Genomic DNA, 18,332 nt, shown 5'->3' on the forward strand with positions numbered 1-18,332 from the left:
GATACGAAGGTGAAATTATGTACTGTATTACAAAAGGTTACGCAGTGCTATTTTTAATAAGTAAAGTGCTTAAGTATGTACTTAATCATACATAATGCATATAAAAATACAATACTTGGGTAGCTTATATTAATATGTCTTTAATGACTTGATCTTTAAAAACAGCACCAAAATATCCACCATCTTCAGATTCGTAAGAAAGCTCATGAATAATGCCTTCATTTTGAGAAAAGTCTATATATTTTAATCTGAAATCTGCTAAATTTAGGTGTTGTATTTTTTTCATATTTGAGGGAATTTCTGAAAGTAGATCTGCAATTTGCTCTTTGATTTCCTCTTTATTTTTTAGAATTGATTTTGTCTCTTCGATTTGCCTTTGGTATGGTCCTTTAGCATTTCCTAAAAGCAAAAAAGTTATTTCTTTGTTGATATTGGAAGAATATTCATAACATGACCACACAATTTCTTTTTGTGTATTTCTTTTAATGCGAGCAGTGAATGTTCCTATTTCAGGAACTTTTATAGTTGTTTTTTTTCCGAAAAAGAAGTCTAGGATTCCTAACATGAAATTATTTTATATCTTGTGTAAATCTAATTGTTTCAAAAATGAAATAAAACTTAATTTTTATTTTAATTAGGCACATTCAATAGTCGCAAATTCCAATAAATTATTGTCTATTGCATACGTAATGAGTTGTTCTTTTCCAACAGTTCCACTAATGTTTAATATTTTTTTGATTTGATAAATATGCGCCTGAAATCCATCAACGCTGATATACATAGCTTCTGCAATTTCTGTATAGGATTTTTGTTCGCCGCAACTTCCTAAATTTGCTAATACCTCTTTCTGCCGATCGGAAAATATACTTTTAGATGCTTCTTGCAGTTCAGAAACTTTCTGCTCTTGTTTTTTGAGTTTTTTGTCAACGATTGAATGGTATCAATATGACTTTCATTGGCAATTTGTAGTTTTTCATTTTCAGTACGCAATCTGTTTCGTTCTGCTTCAAGCATTACAAGTTCAGATTGTTGTTGTTATTTTTAAGAGAGAAATTTCCAGCTGTATAATAAATATAAAATAAGAGAATAAAGATAAATTTAAACGAAATCGCCGTAATGATTCCAATCAGACTCCAACTAGCAGAACTGACATGCTCTTGAACCAACTCGTATGGAATGATTCTGTGAGAAACCGCAATCATAATTAATACGAACAATAAAAAGCAAAGCAAATACATAAATCGCATGTTTCGATTGATGAATACACTATTCAATTCATATAATAAAGCTAGTGCAACTACTATTGAGATTGGAATATCAATCAACCAAATAAAACTGCTACTGATATCGGGATTGGTATACGAGGTTGCTATAAACACAAAGGCAATCATGCTAAAAATACCGCTGTATAACATCACAAATTCTTTCACTGAAAAACGCTGCACAAGTTGTACTATCATATTTCGTTTGTTTTGATGTTCTTTAGAAGGCAATGACAATAAGATAAATAACGAATTGATTAAAGAAATGAAAACTCCCCAATATATCAAACATTTGGCTTGTGCGGTCACTTCAAAATATTTTGTAGCGAGTAAGGTAATCAAGGTACCAATTCCCCATGCAAAAATTGCTAACCTAAACCAGTTAATTACACTAATGTTTTTAGATTTTGCTGTTTTCGTTCTTTCTTGTAAATACGTTAAATGACAAATGCAGTAAGCAAGCAAACCAAGGCCGTTACAATAGAATCTATAAGCGCGTACATGTTTTGCATATTGATTGATTCTATAAAATAATTAAAAATAAAAAAGGAACACCAATTGGCATTCCTTTTCAAATACGTTATTAAAAACGATTTTTAAAGAAAAGTCTTTTCTGGATCGCATTCACACATAGTATCCATGCACAAACAACTTGTATGTGAAGTATTTCTTCCTCCTCCTTTTAGAGTTTCAATTGCTTCAAATGTAGAAATTGTACTTTTTTTGAATGCTAAATTTTTAATTGTTTGTTTTTTCATGATTTTAAGTTTTTGGTTATGATATAAAAAATACAAAATTGAAAAAGGAATATCAAGCGATATTCCTTTTTGATAACATTTTTTACTCAAAATAAGCATTTTAGCAGTGACACAATTGTTCAGTATATCCCTCGTAGCATATTAAAATTGCACTTGCAACATTTCCAGAAGTACAAAATTGAAGATCTAGAGAGTATGTAGATATACCTCCTTTTGCTTTTGTCTTGTTTAAATTAGACACTGTTTTTTTACTTAAAGCTAAATTTTTCAACTGTTGTTTTTTCATAATAATAGTTTTTAAAATTAATATTGAAGCAAAACTAGAAAATGAAGTTTTAGAAATTGTCTTTAGCCTTACTTGTACGTCTTGTTGTATACACTACTCCGAGATTTTTAAAAATACTGAATAAGAAAAGAACTTCTTTTGGAATAAGAAGCTCTCTTATACATCATAGGTTCAAATTTTAACTACTAATTATTTAGTTTTCATCATTAACACATTCTGGCAATCTACTGCATGGTCAATTAATTCGATCTGTACAATCGGCTGTTCAATTTCCTCTGGTACAATTCCAAAAAGTTTACGCTATTGTAAACCATCTGAATAACCGTAGCCACAAAACTCTGTTAGAACAGCTCCTCTAATTTTGTCATGATTTAGATTAGAGGTCGATTTTTTGTTAGGAGTTAATCCTTTAATTTTTCGTTTTTTGTTAATAAATAAATTTTGATGTTAAAGTGATTCTAAAGTAGTAATTGATCCTTCCTAAAATGCGAATTAGCATCTTAAACAAGTATGTTTGTACACATACGCACCTTAGTTTTTATTTGAATTTATAAATTGCAGGCACCTTTTAAGGTTTGTCTTTCCTTATATAAAAAGGGTTTAAAGAGCGTACAGTATTTTTTCTATAAACATTTGTCTTATTATCATTTTTTTAAGACTTTTCAACATAATTTCTAATTATATTTAATTCAAAAAAGATGACATTTACTTTCCTAGACCTAATCTTATTTTCTGGAATTGTTCAGGGAATTTTTCTTATGATCTCGTTGTACTTTGTTTCGCAAAAAAATAAAGAAGCTAACAAGATATTGATGATCATTATTGGGTTTTCTACCATTATTTTTGCCAGAGAAATGCTTCAATACCAATTAGACCCAATACTGTTTTGGCGCAGTGCTATTTTAACTGAATGTACCATGTATTTATTTGGTCCTTTTTTGTATTTATATTTTAGAAAATTGGTTTTTGGAAATCATCCAAATAACAAACTGTCTTTTAAGCATTATATCCCTTCGCTCCTATTGTTTATCTATTTTATATGGACACTTTCTATCACTACAGAAGAATATGTAGCTTCTAAATATACACCAATAATGTTCTATGCTTTTTTAGCCATGGAAGTTACAGGAGCGGTTTCAATTATTGTATATAGTTATTTATCTTATAAAATTGTAAAACATCTCAAAAATATAGAAAATCCAAGTATATACATAAATAAGGTTTCTCGCTATATAACATTCGTCTTAGTTGGAATTTCTTCTATTGCTTTTTGTTGGGCTTTTGGAATTTTTAACACATATGGATTGGGAAATTTTGATTCTATTATCAGTTATAAACTGATTTGGATTTGTATTACCATTTTTCTGTTTACAGTGGGTTATTTTAGCTTTACGCAACCAGAAATTGTTCGTTTACCGATTGAAAAAAAAATAATTGCTCGAAATCGAATGACAAAAGAAGAAGTGTCTGATATCCAACAAAAATTACAAGTGCTAGTTGAAGATGAACATATTTTTATGCATTCTGATTTGAGTTTAAAAATACTTGCTAAGGAATTAGGGACTACTGCGAATAATTTATCATGGTTATTAAACTCTATATATGAAAAAACATTCTATGAGTACATCAATGAATACAGAGTAAAAGCTTTTTTACAAAAGGTTGAAGCTGGAGAACATAAAAAACAAACCTTACTTTCTATTGCGATGGATGCTGGATTTAATTCGAAATCAACATTTAATAAAACCTTTAAAGCGTTGATGAACGATACTCCTTCACGTTATATTGAGAAGATGTATTCTTGATTTAGAATAATAATTATTGATGAAGTCTAACAAGAATTTTGCATAGCATTTTATTATTAGGCAACATCATCTCATATTAAAATATTCAGTTTATTTCCTTTTAAATTTAACTCAATGTATTGAAGTATATCACTGCGTCTAATTACAATTTTATTGCCTCCTATTTTTAATCTCGTTTTCATTATGAGCTTTGTACAGTCTTGATTTAAAAAACCAGAAACATTTAATTCAATATCGTGCTCTGTTACAGATTCAAATTTGAGTATGATTTTGCCTCCTCGTCTTTTAGCTCGAATGTTGGTAAGTTGCGTAATCTGATTAAGAATGAGTTTATCAAAATCACTGATTAAAACAGAACCTAAAGAGAATTCTTCAGATTCACATGACGAATATGCTATAGAAAAACAGTTTGCTGGAATTAATTGAAACATTATGATTCTTTCAATAGGAATTTCATTTACGGTAAAAAATTTATATCCATCAATTAAAATTCTGAGACGTAAATCATCTTCAACTTGCTTAGATTTTTACTCACATTCTATTCTTTGAATTATTTTGATTTTTTGTTCTTCTGATTCAAGCTTGTTGACTTCTTTGATCCAGTTTTGAAGTTCATTACAACTTTTAAAATCTCTACAAATATTTTGTCCCGTTATTACTTGACAAGCAAAAAGTAGTAAGAAATATGTTGCGAGTTTTCCCATTGTTTTTTTTCAAATATAAATGGGCAATAAACTTATTTCAATATGCAATACGTAAATAGTACTTTTCAGCGAGTTAAAGCTCTTTTCATCATTTTTTAAGGCAAAAAATATGATTACGATTCTTCTTCAAAAAGTCTTTTAAATTTTTTCTTTTGTTTGAAATTAGCAAATAAAGGCAATTGCTGAATAGCTTGAAAATATTGTAAACCAAGTTCTTTTACTTTTTTATGGTTACGAATCGTATGTTTAAAGTCATCATTGCGTGCATAGCTATAGCTAACTCTAAAGCTAACTCTATAACTTAATTTCTTATTTGATCAGGGATCTTGTTCCAATAACTATTTCTAACTCTTGTTTTGGGAGCTAGTCCATCATATCCTTTTTTTAAATATTGACCATACCAATTGTAGAATGTACTCTTATTGATGCTTAGTCCCTTCAATGTTTGATTGCAACAAATCTCTGAACCTTCTACTATTTGGATGATCTCATATTTTTCTGCTTGAGTAAATCGCATATACTTCTTAAATTTTATTCGAGACCATTCAAGCTATTTTTCAATACACGATTCTTCAAAGTCAGTTCTATAACTACTTCTTTTAAATCTCTGTTTTCTTCTCTAAGTGCTTTTACTTCACTTATATTGGCTTCGCGTATAGTACCTCCCAACTAGCGTTTCTAGCTAGCATCAAGGAAGTCTTTATTCCATTTATAGAATAATGATGGAGCGATGTTTTCTCCTCGGCAGATTGCTGCCAAAGATTCTTCTCCTTTTAATTCTCTACTACCATACGAATTTTCTCTTCAGAAGAAAACTTTCTTCTGGTTTGACGTTTAATGTCTTTGATTACAAATTGGCTGTGTGTTTGTTTTGTGTCATGATGTTAGCTTTTTAAGGATTTTACAATATCTTCAAAGCATGCTATGAAGGTACTTAAACGTTCCTGTATAAATATCCTTTATCTAGTCCACTTTTATCTGAAAATTTACATACCAGCACATCGCGCTCTTTATCTCTAACCAAACTATACTTATATTCTTTTGGGAAATTTTTAGTACTTACAAAAATTTCTAAAACCAATTTATAAGTATCTCTGTAAACAGGAAGCTCTGTATGTAATACCATTTTTTAATACTTGTCGCTTACGCGACTTTTATTTAATTTAATAACCCTTTATTAATTTATTAAAAGATATTCGTAAGACCGCTTCGCTAAATTGATAAATAACTAAAAAGCTTTAACAGCACGCACTCTTTGTTCGATGCCCATATTGGTGGTGGTGACCACATTTCCATATAAGAAACCCTGAAGAAACACGGCATTGGTTATGAGCTCCGTAGAAGTCCAGTAGTACCCACTATTATAAAAATTACCAATGTTACCAAGTCCCAATGCATCTCCTTGTCCTATATTCGCATACATGAGGTTTAGTTCGTCTTTAGAAGGTAGATACCATAGCCCTTGGTCATTATTCCCCGAGGTACTGTATAAACGACACAAACCTGCTGCATACGTATTGGCTGGAGCTGCTCCTGTTTGCGCTATTATTGCATCAGTGTTTGCAGCACCATCTGAATAGCTTGCTGCACCAGCTATTGCAGTATGAAAAGCAGATAATGTCCATTGTATACCTGTTGATTGATCAGACGTTGCTGCTATTAAACCGTGACTTTCTCCAGGTACATAACCTGCGTCTCCTGGTTCATAAATATAAAATATAATTCCTCCAAGATAAGAATCACCAATTTTTGGTTCTAAGGCAGTAATCCTATCTTCTAAGGCAGCTAACTGTACTTCTAGAGCATCTACATAAGCCTTGGTTGCAGCATCTTGGGGTTCTGTTGGGTCTGTAACCAATTTTAATTGATTGTTTACTGTATTGCCTAAAGCCACAACATCTGTTAAAGTTTGTGTTTCTGTTACACTAGCAGCTGTTTTAGCATGCAAAGCATACGGCACACTTAATAACTGGCTGGTACCTGTTATGCTATAATTTGTACCGCCTGCTGGGTCGGTTTCTGTTTTTATAAAGTATGTATCTGCACTCCAATCAATACCTGCAAAGGTGCCTGTAACTGGTGTTCCAGTTCCTATTTCTACAGTTACTAATCCGTTTACATTGGTAGTTGGCGTTTGGGTTTCTACATACACTGCTGTTCCTGTCGCTGTAGTTTTCAAAATGCTTATTTGCATGCCTATTACTTGGTTTGTTACAAATGCATCACCACTGTCTCTTACAACCGCTTGGTAACTCATTTTTTCTGGTGCTTGCGCAAAAGTGGTTGCTGTAAGTATTATTGCTACTAAAAATGTGTACAGTTTTTTCATAGTCTTTATTTCTTAATAATTTTAAAAGTTTTTAATTCTTGGTTATTTTGGTTTACTTTAAGTATATACATCCCTAAAGCTAAACTTTGCAAACTAATTTGCGTATCTATATTTGTAATGGTGCCATTAGCTATGGCTTTTCCGTTAACGTCAATAAGATTATATCTTAAATTATCGAACGCAGTATCTGAAATTTTAAGTATAATGTGATCAGATGCGGGATTAGGATAGGTAATTGCTGATAGATTTACAGTAGTCAATTCTAGATTGCTTAAAGTATTCAGCTCTATACTTTGTTGTACACCTTGAGTGACGGTACCACCACTACCAGAATTGATAGTGTAAAACACCTGACCAACGGTATAACTAGAGCTTCCGCCACTACCTGTGGCATTTGTGCCTGATACTGCAATGCTCTCTTGGGCACTTAACATATGTGCCATAAAAAACAGCAATACTACTAATAAGTTTCTTTGCATTTTTAATTTGTTATAAATTTTATTTCAAAAATATACATTTTGCATAAAAAAAATACAGGGGTTTTTACCTGATTTTATAAGTTTAGTACATAGTGATGAAATAAGCTTATTAAAATAACTAATGGTAACAAGGTAACCGTTGCACAAGCCTATAATTTCAAAAAAAACAATGCATTCTTAGCGCTTTTAAGGATGTCTTTCTTTTTATATCTTCCATGTAATTTGACACGTCCTAAAAAACCGTTACAGTTTTAGCATGACGGTTTTTTCTTAAATAAAAACAGCGTCACGCTGCGTAAAGACTAAGAAACACTTTGTGACACTGCTTATCTAAAGTATCATACTACTAACTATTTTAATATGATTCTTTTAGTTAATTGTTTGTCTTGATGTGTAATTTTCATAAAATACACACCAGACGTATACCCACTAAGATTCACAGATTGCTGCGTTTGATTGATATGTTCAAAACTTGCTTGATAGATGTTTCTTCTTGTCATATCAAATACATCTAGGGTGACATCTGCAAGAGATGTATCTGCTTTTATATAAATGATTCCATCTGTAAGAGTTGGCGAGATGGTAATGCCTAACACATTATTTTCAATCGAAGGAATACTTAAGGTTTCACTTAAATTGGTAGATGTAGGATAGAATACTGAGAACGAATTGATTGAAAATTGCAAGTAATAATCAGTATCTAAATATGAACTGCTACTTGTATTGATAAAATTGCCTCCAGAAACATATCCTGCTGTACAAGTATTTCCAGACACTTTAATTAATTCTATACCAGTAATATTGGTGAGATTGCTATCTGCAAGAATTAAATCGTCTACCTCATCACCTAACATGTATAGGCGAACAGTTACGTTGGTTGACGGTGCGTTTGAGGTACTGATAGAGACTTCTCGCCGTGAATACGGTTGCCCAGAGAAGTCTCGTGTATCAGCATTTTCAATGAATAAAGTTGTATTTAAGTTCCCCAAATCATTTCCATTTGCGTTGATTGCTGCTACTATATTGCTTGAAGCATCAAAAATTGGTACCCATTCGTTGGTATTATCTTGTGCAGTCGAGATTTCTATGGCAGGCATAGTTTCACAAACTCCAACGCTGCCTGGAGCTACAGCAGGCGAACCTTCTAAGCAAAAGGTCAGTTCTCCTGCAAAATTAGAAGCTCTAGCTGCTTGTATATAATAGGTGTTTCCAAACGTAACAGGAATTACGCCATCATCTGGAAAGCAAGCAACTTCAAACCCTCCACACGCTTCATATACTGCAAATGTATTGTTAGAATTTGTACTTGTAAGCGTTGTATTTCCTGTGATTGGAGCTTCAAAACTATACCAAGCGTCTAACCAAGTTTGTGAGGTACTAAAACAATCTCCAATGTTTGGAGCAACAGTTTCCGAAGAACCTCTTAGATCGACTGTTATATTTTGTGTTCCACAAGCTCCAATTCCTGCTACAGAAATCATTTCTGCATTGGCACAATCATCGTTTGTTAATTGCTCAAACGCTTGAATGTTAAAACTCTCTGAAGAAGCATGAATGGATTGACTGTACGCGCGAAGGTAATACGTTCCTGTAGTTAAATTATATACAAAGAAACTTCCTGCATCACAAAATAGTTCACTTCCTCCACATGCGTCATATAAGGTAAATCTATCTAAAAAATTCACACCAGTAATTCGAAGATTTCCATTCACAGGCATGGTAAATTCATACCAAACATCTAGATATGTATTACTAGCATTATCACAACTTGCATTTAGACTTTCGGTGGCTGCTCTGTTATCAAAAAAGATTGTTCTTTGTGTGGTAATATCATCTGTAATCACTTCCGCAGTAGCACATTCATTATTTGGAGTTGCTTCAAAAGCTTGAATATTGAAACTATCTGCAGAAGCGTAAATATCTCGCTTGTAAACTCTTAAAATATATGTTCCTATCGTAAGATTGTACACAAAACCATCATCATTAAAACAAGCTAACTCTGATCCGCCACACGTATCATACAAGGTAAATTCATCAAAAATATTTACACCAGTAATTCGGACATTTCCATTCACAGGCATGGTAAATTCATACCAGATATCTAAATGTGTATTGCCGGCATTGTCACAACTTGCATCTAGACTTTCTGTTGCACCTCTATTATCATAATTGATCGTTCTCTCTGTGGTAATATCATCTGTAATCACTTCGGCATTTGCACATTCATCATTTGCAATTACTGTAAACGCTTGAATATTGAAACTATCCGCAGACGCATAAATACTTTGCTTACTCACCCTTAAAAGATATGATCCTGTGGTAAGATTATATGCAAAAGAATCATCTGCATCACACATAATTTCTGCTCCACCACAAGAATCATAGAGTGTAAATCGATCAAAAATATTAACTCCAGTAATATGTAAGTTTCCATTCACTGGCATGGTAAACTCGTACCAAATATCATGATAAGTATTACTTACATTATCACAGCTTGCATCCAAACTTTCAGTAGCGCCACGATTATCGTAAGCAATCGTTCTTTGCGTTGAAACATCATCTGTTATCACTTCGGCAGTAGCACATTCGTCATTGGCAACTGAAGCAAAGGCTTGTAAATTGAAGCTATCTGCAGAAGCGTAAATACTTTGTTTGCTCACGCGTAAAATATATGTTCCTGTCATAAGATTGTAGGCAAACGTATCGTCTGCACTGCATACAATTTCTGTTCCTCCACAAGTATCGTATAGTGTAAATCGATCAAAAATATTTACCCCAGTGATCTGTAGATTTCCATTGACAGGCATGGTGAATTCATACCAAATATCTAAATAAGTATTAATCGCGTTATCACAGCTTGCATCTAAACTTTCGGTAGCTCCTCTATTGTCATAATTGAATGAGCGTTGCGTGGTAATATCATCCATGATTACTTCTGCAGTAGCGCATTCGTCATTGACTACAGTTTCAAAAGCTTGTATATTAAAACTATCAGCGCCTGCATTTGCTTGTGTACTCACCGCTCGTAATTTATATGTTCCTACTGAAAGATTGTAAAAGAATCCATCATCATAAAAACAGGCAATTTCTGCTCCTCCACAGGTATTATATAAAGAAAAACCATCGGTGAAATTTACACCAGTTATTTGAATATTTCCATTGACAGGCATCGTAAATTCATACCAAACATCCAAATACGGGGTTGCTGCAGTATCACAACTACTCAATAGACTTTGTGTTGCCATCCCGTTATTAAAATTTACCAAAGTGGAATTTGTACTAGTTACAGAGATAATTTCTGCATTTGCACAATTATCATTTGCTGGAATTTGTGCATAACAATAAAGATTAGTGAATAGAAAGACTGATAAACAAAGTAGTTTTGTCTTCATGTAATATGCTTCTAGTTTTAGTTTACTAGTTGCAAAGTACTTTGTTTACAGATAGATAGATATAAAAAATGTATGAACCGACACGATTCATACATTTTTGGTAATATATATTTTGTTTGGAACCTCTAGTTGTTTTTTTTGAGTATTAAAAAAGACAGAAAGTTCTTCTTGACTTGTTACATATTTCTTCGATATTGTCCTCCAACTTCAAATAAGGCTGCTGTAATTTGCCCTAACGAACATACTTTACAAACATTCATCAAAGCTTCAAAGATGTTTTCGTTGTTGACTGCTTTTAATTGTAAATCGTATAATAAACCTTTCGTATCATGTGCATTATGAAGATTTTCTAAAATCTTGATTTGATATTGTTTTTCTTCTTCTGTAGCACGGATCACTTCTTTTGGAACTACCGTTGGAGAACCTTTACTGCTTAAGAATGTATTTACACCAATGATTGGGAACTGTCCGTTGTGCTTTAGAGTTTCGTAGTATAAACTTTCTTCCTGAATTTTTGAACGTTGATACATAGTTTCCATTGCTCCTAGTACACCACCACGTTCTGTGATTCGGTCAAACTCTGCCAATACTGCTTCTTCAACTAAATCGGTCAATTCTTCAATGATGAATGAACCTTGAATTGGATTTTCGTTTTTCGCCAACCCTAATTCCTTGTTGATGATCAACTGAATTGCCATCGCTCTACGCACAGATTCTTCTGTTGGTGTCGTAATGGCTTCATCATACGCATTCGTATGTAACGAGTTACAGTTATCATAAATCGCATATAACGCTTGTAATGTTGTACGAATATCGTTGAAATCAATTTCCTGTGCGTGCAAACTACGTCCAGATGTTTGAATGTGATATTTCAACATTTGTGCACGCGCATTGGCTCCGTATTTATGTTTTAAGGCTTTTGCCCAGATTTTACGTGCTACACGACCAATTACAGAATATTCAGGATCGATTCCGTTAGAGAAAAAGAACGATAAGTTTGGACCAAATTTATTGATGTCCATTCCTCTACTCAAATAGTATTCTACGTAGGTAAATCCGTTTGATAAGGTTAATGCTAACTGCGTGATTGGATTTGCACCAGCTTCTGCAATATGATATCCAGAAATAGAAACTGAATAGAAGTTACGCACATTATTATCAATAAAATATTCTTGTACATCTCCCATCAAACGTAAGGCAAATTCTGTGGAGAATATACACGTATTTTGCGCTTGATCTTCTTTTAAGATATCTGCTTGTACTGTTCCACGAACTTGAGCAATTGTTTTAACTTTGATGTCTTCATAGATGTCTGCTGGCAATACTTGATCTCCAGTAACACCTAATAACAGTAAACCTAAACCGTCATTTCCTTCTGGTAAATCACCATTGTATTGTGGACGTTCTTTGCCTTTGTATATTTTAGCAATCTTTGCCTCTACTTCTTTTTCTAAACCGTTTTCTTTGATGTAAATCTCACATTGTTGATCAATTGCCGCATTCATAAAGAAACCTAATAACATTGGTGCCGGACCATTAATCGTCATACTCACCGATGTCATTTTATCTGCCAAATTAAATCCTGAATAGAGTTTTTTGGCATCATCTAAACAACAGATAGAAACTCCTGCATTTCCAATTTTTCCGTAAATATCTGGTCGTAAATCTGGATCGTTTCCGTATAAAGTTACACTATCAAATGCGGTAGATAAACGTTTTGCTGGCATTCCTTGACTTACATAATGGAAACGCTTGTTGGTACGTTCTGGTCCACCTTCTCCTGCAAACATACGCGCTGGATCTTCTCCTGTACGTTTAAAAGGATACAATCCTGACGCATACGGAAATTCTCCTGGTACATTTTCTTGTAAACACCATTTTAAAATATCTCCCCAAGCTTGATACTTTGGCAAAGCTACTTTTGGTATTTGTAAGTGTGATAAGGATTCAGTGTGTGTATTAATTTTGATCTCTTTGTCACGTACTTTAAACGTGTAGATCGGATTTTTGTATTTGTTAATCTTGTCATTCCAACCGTTTATGATTTCCCAGTTGTAAGGATCAAGATTTAGCTTTACACGATCGAATTCTTTTAGTAATAATTTTACCAATTCGATGTCTGCCTCTTCGTCTAATCGCTCTAAAATAATGTTTTCGTCCAAGCCAGTTTTTGACATGAATGACATTTCTACTTCATGCGATTTTACATTTGAAATAGAACCAATTGTCTTGTAAATTCCGTATAGTTTTTGAGCAACTTCTACTTGTGCTTCTGCTTTTTTGTCGTATGCTCTGTTGTTTTCTGCAATTTCAGATAAGTAGCGTGTTCTTGATGGAGGAATCACGAAAATCTTCTCGCTCATTTCGCTAGAAATCTTTGAAGTTGATTGTAAATCTGCTTCTGTTTTTTCTACCAATTTATCCATCACTGCTTTGTACAAGGTGTTCATTCCTGGATCGTTGAACTGAGAAGCAATTGTTCCGTATACAGGCAATTGATCTTGTGGAATGTCCCACAGATTGTTGTTGCGCATGTATTGTTTTTTCACATCACGTAATGCATCTAGCGAACCACGTTTGTCAAATTTGTTAATCGCTACTAAATCAGCAAAATCAAGCATGTCGATTTTTTCTAACTGTGTTGCAGCTCCAAATTCAGGCGTCATTACATATAAAGCCACATCACTGTGCTCCATGATTTCTGTATCCGATTGTCCAATTCCTGATGTTTCAAGAATGATTAAATCGTATTCCGCAGCTTTTAGTACTTCTACCGCTTCATTTACATATTTTGAAAGTGCTAGGTTCGATTGACGTGTTGCCAAACTACGCATGTAAACTCTTGGTGAATTAATGGCATTCATACGAATACGATCTCCTAACAATGCTCCACCAGTTTTACGTTTTGATGGATCGACCGAGATCAATCCTATTGTTTTTTCTGGGAAGTCAATTAAAAATCGGCGTACCAATTCGTCTACCAAACTTGATTTTCCTGCTCCTCCAGTTCCTGTAATTCCTAATACTGGTGTATGCGAGGTTTTATTTTTTTCATGAATTGTATCTAAAGCGTCTTTGGCAACTTCTGGAAAGTTTTCTGCTGAAGATATCACACGAGCAATTGCTTTTGGATTTTTTTCGTGTAAAATATTGACTTCTCCATTTAAAGTATCACCAATGGCAAAATCTGATTTTTGTACTAAATCGTTGATCATTCCCTGTAATCCCATTTCACGGCCATCGTCAGGCGAATAAATACGGGTAATCCCATATTCCATGAGTTCTTTGATTTCTTCTGGAAGGATTACACCGCCACCACCACCAAATATTTTGATGTGTCCCGCGCCTCTTTCTTGTAACAAGTCGTACATGTATTTAAAGTACTCATTGTGTCCACCTTGATATGAAGTCATTGCAATCGCATTTGCATCTTCCTGAATAGCAGTATTTACTACTTCTTCAACACTTCTATCATGACCTAAATGAATTACTTCCACTCCTGTAGATTGAATAATTCGTCGCATAATATTGATAGCTGCGTCGTGTCCATCAAAGAGTGATGCAGCAGTTACGATTCGTACTTTATAAGTTGGTTTGTAGGGTTGCGCTTGTTCCATCTGTAATGAAGTCTATAATTTAGGGCTGCAATTTACGGAATATTCAAAAAAAACGGGAATTTTTTAAGAAATATATAAGAAAACAAGATTCCATTTTTTTACAGTCCTACACTCATTCCTTCTTCTGCAAATTGGAAACCTTTTGCTTTTAAACTATCTTTTAATGTATTTGATTCTTGCAATGCAGGATTCGAATGGTTAAAGTGAATAAATATGACCTTATTTTTTGTGAACCTATCTTCTGTTTCAAACAGTTTTGCAGTTTCAACAATAAACGGATGTGGTACTTCGCTCATCGGTCTTGGAATTTCTCCGTCTTTGAAAAAAGTAGCATCTAAAAATGCATAATCTACTTTCTTTACCTCAGCCACGATATCTTTTTCCCAAAGCTGCCATTTGTTGATATCTGGAATGAATAGTGCTGATTTGTTTTTCCCTTCTATTTTGTAACCAACTGTTTCTGAAAATTCATCACGATGTGGTACTAAAAATGGTGTTACTTTGAGTCCGCTTGTCAAATCTACAGCAGCATTATGATTCAATGTTTTTAACTGAATGTTTTTTAAGGCAACTAACTGACTCCAAGGCCCGTTTGTTTCTAAGTAGCTTTTCATTTTTGGCATTGTATACACAGGAACTTGTGTTGCTCCCATAGCTTCACGTCCAAAATACATGAGTCCAGTATAATGTCCGATATGTGCATGCGTAAGAAAAACACCGTCAATTACGCTTGCTGTTTCTAAATGATTGGAAAGGTTTTGGATTTGTTGTGTGATATCTGGTGTGGCATCAAATAACCACTTTTTCTTTGCTTGAAGATCAATCAATCCTAAACAAGAAATCAACTTCTTTTCTACTTTTCCTTCATGATATGACAAACAACATGACTTTTGACAATTGATTTGTGGATAACCTGCATCTTGTGCTGTTCCAAGTACTGTTATGTATTGTCTATTATGTATCTGTAAGTTTTTAGTTTTTTGAAATACCTGAGTACAACTTACTAAAAACAAAACAACAAGAAACATACCAGTTAAACTGTATCTCTTTTTTATGCAAGGCTTCATTAAAAACATAAGAGCTTATTCTTTTATTTTTTCTATTATTAATTGTAGCGCATATTTTGCTTCTTTCATAACTGGTAATAGAGGCCATATATGTGGCATATATTCTCCATTAATGATTTCTACATTTACTTTTGATTCTTTCATTTTTTCAATCGCTAACAATTGATCAGGATACATAATATCATGAGTTGCGATGCATATTACAGTATTAGGAAATCCTACAAAACTTCCATAAAGTGGTGAGATTATTGGATGTTGTAAACTTTCTGTCCCTACGCACATTTTTTTAGCGCTTAAAATACCTTCTTTTGATAACATAGGATCAATTTTATCAACTCGTGGTATATCAGCATTTTGCATACTTGCATCCATAACTGGACAAATCAAGATGATTTTTTGAGGAAGTTCAATGTTTTGCACGATTAATCTTTGAGTAAGCGCTGTAATTAATGTTCCTCCAACCGAATCACCAATAAGTGTAATTTGATTGGCTTCATACTTTTGTAATGCTTGTTGATATACAGCATCAATATTTTTTGAGATTTCTGTTATTTTATGCTCTGGAGCTTTGGGATAATTGCACATCCATAGAATACAATTTGTTTTATTAACAATGGTTTTTATGGAATCCCAATGGTGTTTAGCTGGTCCTGAAACAAAAGCGCCTCCATGAATGAAGATAACTAATTTACTTTTGACTGAATTTGTGGTTACTTCTGTAATTTGTGTTTTTTCAATTGAAAAATTTGCTGTGTGTTGTATAAAAAATCTTCCTTTTGGAGCATATACATCTTCTTTTCGTAATTTTTTAAAATCTATCGGGTCCTGACTGAATGTCTTTTTGATGCCCTTTAACTTAATAATAGCTTTTGTAATGTGGTACGAAAGACTTTGCCTCATGTTTATAATTTTTCAGTAAGATATTATTTTTTATTGAGATATAAGCGTACTAATTTTCGACAAGAATAAATGTTTTCTTTTAATTATTCGTGTATTTTTGTGGAGTACAATTTTGGAATTGATTAAACCTTTTGTACTTTATTTGTCTAGAAATCTTAAATACACACTCATGAAAAAAATCATTATTGCTTTTGTTGGATTATTGATGTTGAATTCTTGTGCAGAGTTACAACAAGTAGTAAATCAATTGCCACAAGGAGGAACACTAGGAAATGCAGATATTGCGGCGGGATTGCGTCAAGCATTGGACTTTGGAATTGAGAAACAAGTGTCAAAATTGACTCAGAAAAATGGTTTTTATGGAAATAGTCTTGTTAAGATTTTAATGCCTCAAGAATTACAAAAAGTTGATAAAGCATTACGTGATATTGGTTTAGGAAGTTTAGCAGATGATGGTATTAAAATGCTTAATAGAGCTGCCGAAGACGCTGTAAAAGAAGCAACTCCTATTTTTGTAAATGCTGTGAAAGATATTACGTTTGCAGACGCTAAAAATATTTTATTAGGACAGGATAACGCAGCAACTCAGTATTTGGAAAGTAAAACTACCTCTGCTTTATATGGTAAATTTCAACCAGTAATTCAGAGTTCTTTTGCGAAAGTTGGAGCAGATCGTATTTGGACAAACTTGATCAATAACTACAACAAAATTCCTTTTGTAAACAAAGTGAATCCTGACTTAACAGATTATGTAACTACTGAAGCTTTGAAAGGTGTATACAGAATGATTGCAGTTGAAGAGAACGAAATTCGTAATAAAGTAGGTTCAAGAACTACAGACTTATTAAGAAAAGTTTTTGTGTTGCAAGATTAGATTATTAGCATCTCGACTGCACTCGGTGTGACAGTTGCTGTAAAAAACATAAAAAACACCATTGTGAAATTTAGATTTTGTGATGGTGTTTTTTTAGTGTCGTTTTATTTATAAAGAACGTAATCAGTAAAATTTCACATTTAATGCTTTGTATAAATATTTGTGAAAACCTTAGTAAAATCAACCATTAATTCGTATATTAATAGTATTACTATTAATTTTTATTTTATGGAGAACGTACGAATATATACAAGCAATGTTCAAATAGATATTATGGACGCTAAAAACATTTTAAACCAAGCTGGCATTAACTATTTTGAAATCAACAAAATGGATACTGCACATGCTGGAATTTTAGGTGGCACTGTTGATTTACATGTTTCAAAGGAAAATGTAGAAAAAGCACTAAGTCTTTTAGCAGAACTAAAATAATTCTCATGCAATTACGCATACGTCGTTGGATTTTTTTGGCCCTAATTGTTTCTTCCTTTTTTATTATGATTTACGGAAGACATGCTGGTGGTCCTTGGGTTTTATTTGAATTGTTGGGAATTTTAAACTTTCCTGAGTTTCTTCATCGTGGAGATTTTATAAGTTTTATTGCTTTGGCTTCTGTTATTACTGGACAGTTACTTTTTTTGTTTTTAGGATTAAGAACTGTGTCAGGTGTTAAATTGTGGCTATTATTGATTTCTCCTTTAATGGTAACCATTCCTCTAAATATTATGCTCTCTGAATTGATAGAGTTTCAAAAACAGACCATTAATTCTGTCATTCCATTTTTTGTGATGGTCGTAATCTTCTATGCAGAATGCACCATCAAACTCACTAAAAACACACAGCTTTCTTCTTAGCATAT

17 protein-coding genes are annotated in these 18,332 nt (G+C 33.1%); 4 read left to right on the forward strand and 13 right to left on the reverse strand.

Annotated elements, in window-relative coordinates:
• Positions 1 to 124: 124 nt before the first annotated feature.
• The 4 genes from MK119_RS11310 to MK119_RS11325 form a co-directional block, all read right to left on the reverse strand.
• Complete coding sequence (locus MK119_RS11310; protein ID WP_290678527.1) at positions 125 to 565, reverse strand: hypothetical protein; 441 nt, start codon at positions 563 to 565, stop codon at positions 125 to 127.
• A 69-nt stretch (positions 566 to 634) separates the two neighbouring features.
• Positions 635 to 781 carry a hypothetical protein gene (locus MK119_RS11315; RefSeq protein WP_290678530.1) on the reverse strand — a complete coding sequence of 49 codons (147 nt, stop codon included), beginning with the start codon at positions 779 to 781 and terminating at the stop codon, positions 635 to 637.
• Positions 782 to 1,013: 232 nt separating this feature from the next.
• A complete protein-coding gene (locus MK119_RS11320; RefSeq protein ID WP_290678533.1) occupies positions 1,014 to 1,727 on the reverse strand; it encodes a hypothetical protein in 714 nt (237 codons plus the stop codon).
• A 131-nt stretch (positions 1,728 to 1,858) separates the two neighbouring features.
• Positions 1,859 to 2,020 carry a hypothetical protein gene (locus tag MK119_RS11325; protein ID WP_290678536.1) on the reverse strand — a complete coding sequence of 54 codons (162 nt, stop codon included), beginning with the start codon at positions 2,018 to 2,020 and terminating at the stop codon, positions 1,859 to 1,861.
• A 984-nt stretch (positions 2,021 to 3,004) separates the two neighbouring features.
• Here MK119_RS11325 and MK119_RS11330 point away from each other — a divergent pair.
• Complete coding sequence (locus tag MK119_RS11330) at positions 3,005 to 4,111, forward strand: helix-turn-helix domain-containing protein (protein ID WP_290678539.1); 1,107 nt, start codon at positions 3,005 to 3,007, stop codon at positions 4,109 to 4,111.
• 71 nt (positions 4,112 to 4,182) lie between these two features.
• Here MK119_RS11330 and MK119_RS11335 read toward each other — a convergent pair whose 3' ends face one another.
• From MK119_RS11335 to MK119_RS11375, 9 genes are all read right to left on the reverse strand, one after another.
• Positions 4,183 to 4,542: a hypothetical protein gene (locus MK119_RS11335; RefSeq protein WP_290678542.1), complete on the reverse strand. Its 360-nt coding sequence runs from the start codon at positions 4,540 to 4,542 to the stop codon at positions 4,183 to 4,185.
• A gap of 574 nt (positions 4,543 to 5,116) precedes the next feature.
• On the reverse strand, positions 5,117 to 5,332 hold the full coding sequence (locus MK119_RS11340) for a hypothetical protein (RefSeq protein ID WP_290678545.1): 216 nt from the start codon (positions 5,330 to 5,332) through the stop codon (positions 5,117 to 5,119).
• A 417-nt stretch (positions 5,333 to 5,749) separates the two neighbouring features.
• Complete coding sequence (locus MK119_RS11345; protein ID WP_290678548.1) at positions 5,750 to 5,941, reverse strand: hypothetical protein; 192 nt, start codon at positions 5,939 to 5,941, stop codon at positions 5,750 to 5,752.
• A gap of 102 nt (positions 5,942 to 6,043) precedes the next feature.
• A complete protein-coding gene (locus MK119_RS11350) occupies positions 6,044 to 7,144 on the reverse strand; it encodes a hypothetical protein (RefSeq protein WP_290678551.1) in 1,101 nt (366 codons plus the stop codon).
• A gap of 5 nt (positions 7,145 to 7,149) precedes the next feature.
• Positions 7,150 to 7,623 carry a T9SS type A sorting domain-containing protein gene (locus MK119_RS11355; protein ID WP_290678554.1) on the reverse strand — a complete coding sequence of 158 codons (474 nt, stop codon included), beginning with the start codon at positions 7,621 to 7,623 and terminating at the stop codon, positions 7,150 to 7,152.
• A gap of 350 nt (positions 7,624 to 7,973) precedes the next feature.
• A complete protein-coding gene (locus MK119_RS11360; RefSeq protein WP_290678557.1) occupies positions 7,974 to 11,015 on the reverse strand; it encodes a T9SS type A sorting domain-containing protein in 3,042 nt (1,013 codons plus the stop codon).
• 176 nt (positions 11,016 to 11,191) lie between these two features.
• Positions 11,192 to 14,632, reverse strand: coding sequence for a methylmalonyl-CoA mutase family protein (locus MK119_RS11365; protein WP_290678560.1), 3,441 nt, complete (start codon positions 14,630 to 14,632; stop codon positions 11,192 to 11,194).
• A gap of 98 nt (positions 14,633 to 14,730) precedes the next feature.
• Positions 14,731 to 15,660 carry an MBL fold metallo-hydrolase gene (locus MK119_RS11370; RefSeq protein ID WP_290678563.1) on the reverse strand — a complete coding sequence of 310 codons (930 nt, stop codon included), beginning with the start codon at positions 15,658 to 15,660 and terminating at the stop codon, positions 14,731 to 14,733.
• 54 nt (positions 15,661 to 15,714) lie between these two features.
• Positions 15,715 to 16,599: an alpha/beta hydrolase fold domain-containing protein gene (locus MK119_RS11375; RefSeq protein WP_290678566.1), complete on the reverse strand. Its 885-nt coding sequence runs from the start codon at positions 16,597 to 16,599 to the stop codon at positions 15,715 to 15,717.
• 169 nt (positions 16,600 to 16,768) lie between these two features.
• On the opposite strand from MK119_RS11375, the gene MK119_RS11380 reads away from it, so the two are divergent.
• From MK119_RS11380 to MK119_RS11390, 3 genes are all read left to right on the forward strand, one after another.
• Entirely contained in the window at positions 16,769 to 17,473 is a 705-nt protein-coding gene (locus MK119_RS11380; RefSeq protein WP_290678570.1) for a DUF4197 domain-containing protein, read from the forward strand.
• Positions 17,474 to 17,701: 228 nt separating this feature from the next.
• Complete coding sequence (locus MK119_RS11385; protein WP_290678573.1) at positions 17,702 to 17,905, forward strand: DUF2007 domain-containing protein; 204 nt, start codon at positions 17,702 to 17,704, stop codon at positions 17,903 to 17,905.
• A gap of 5 nt (positions 17,906 to 17,910) precedes the next feature.
• Complete coding sequence (locus MK119_RS11390; protein WP_290678575.1) at positions 17,911 to 18,327, forward strand: hypothetical protein; 417 nt, start codon at positions 17,911 to 17,913, stop codon at positions 18,325 to 18,327.
• The last annotated feature ends 5 nt before the right edge of the window (positions 18,328 to 18,332 follow it).

The sequence above is a fragment of the Kordia sp. genome (genome assembly GCF_022447245.1).
GTDB lineage: Bacteria > Bacteroidota > Bacteroidia > Flavobacteriales > Flavobacteriaceae > Kordia.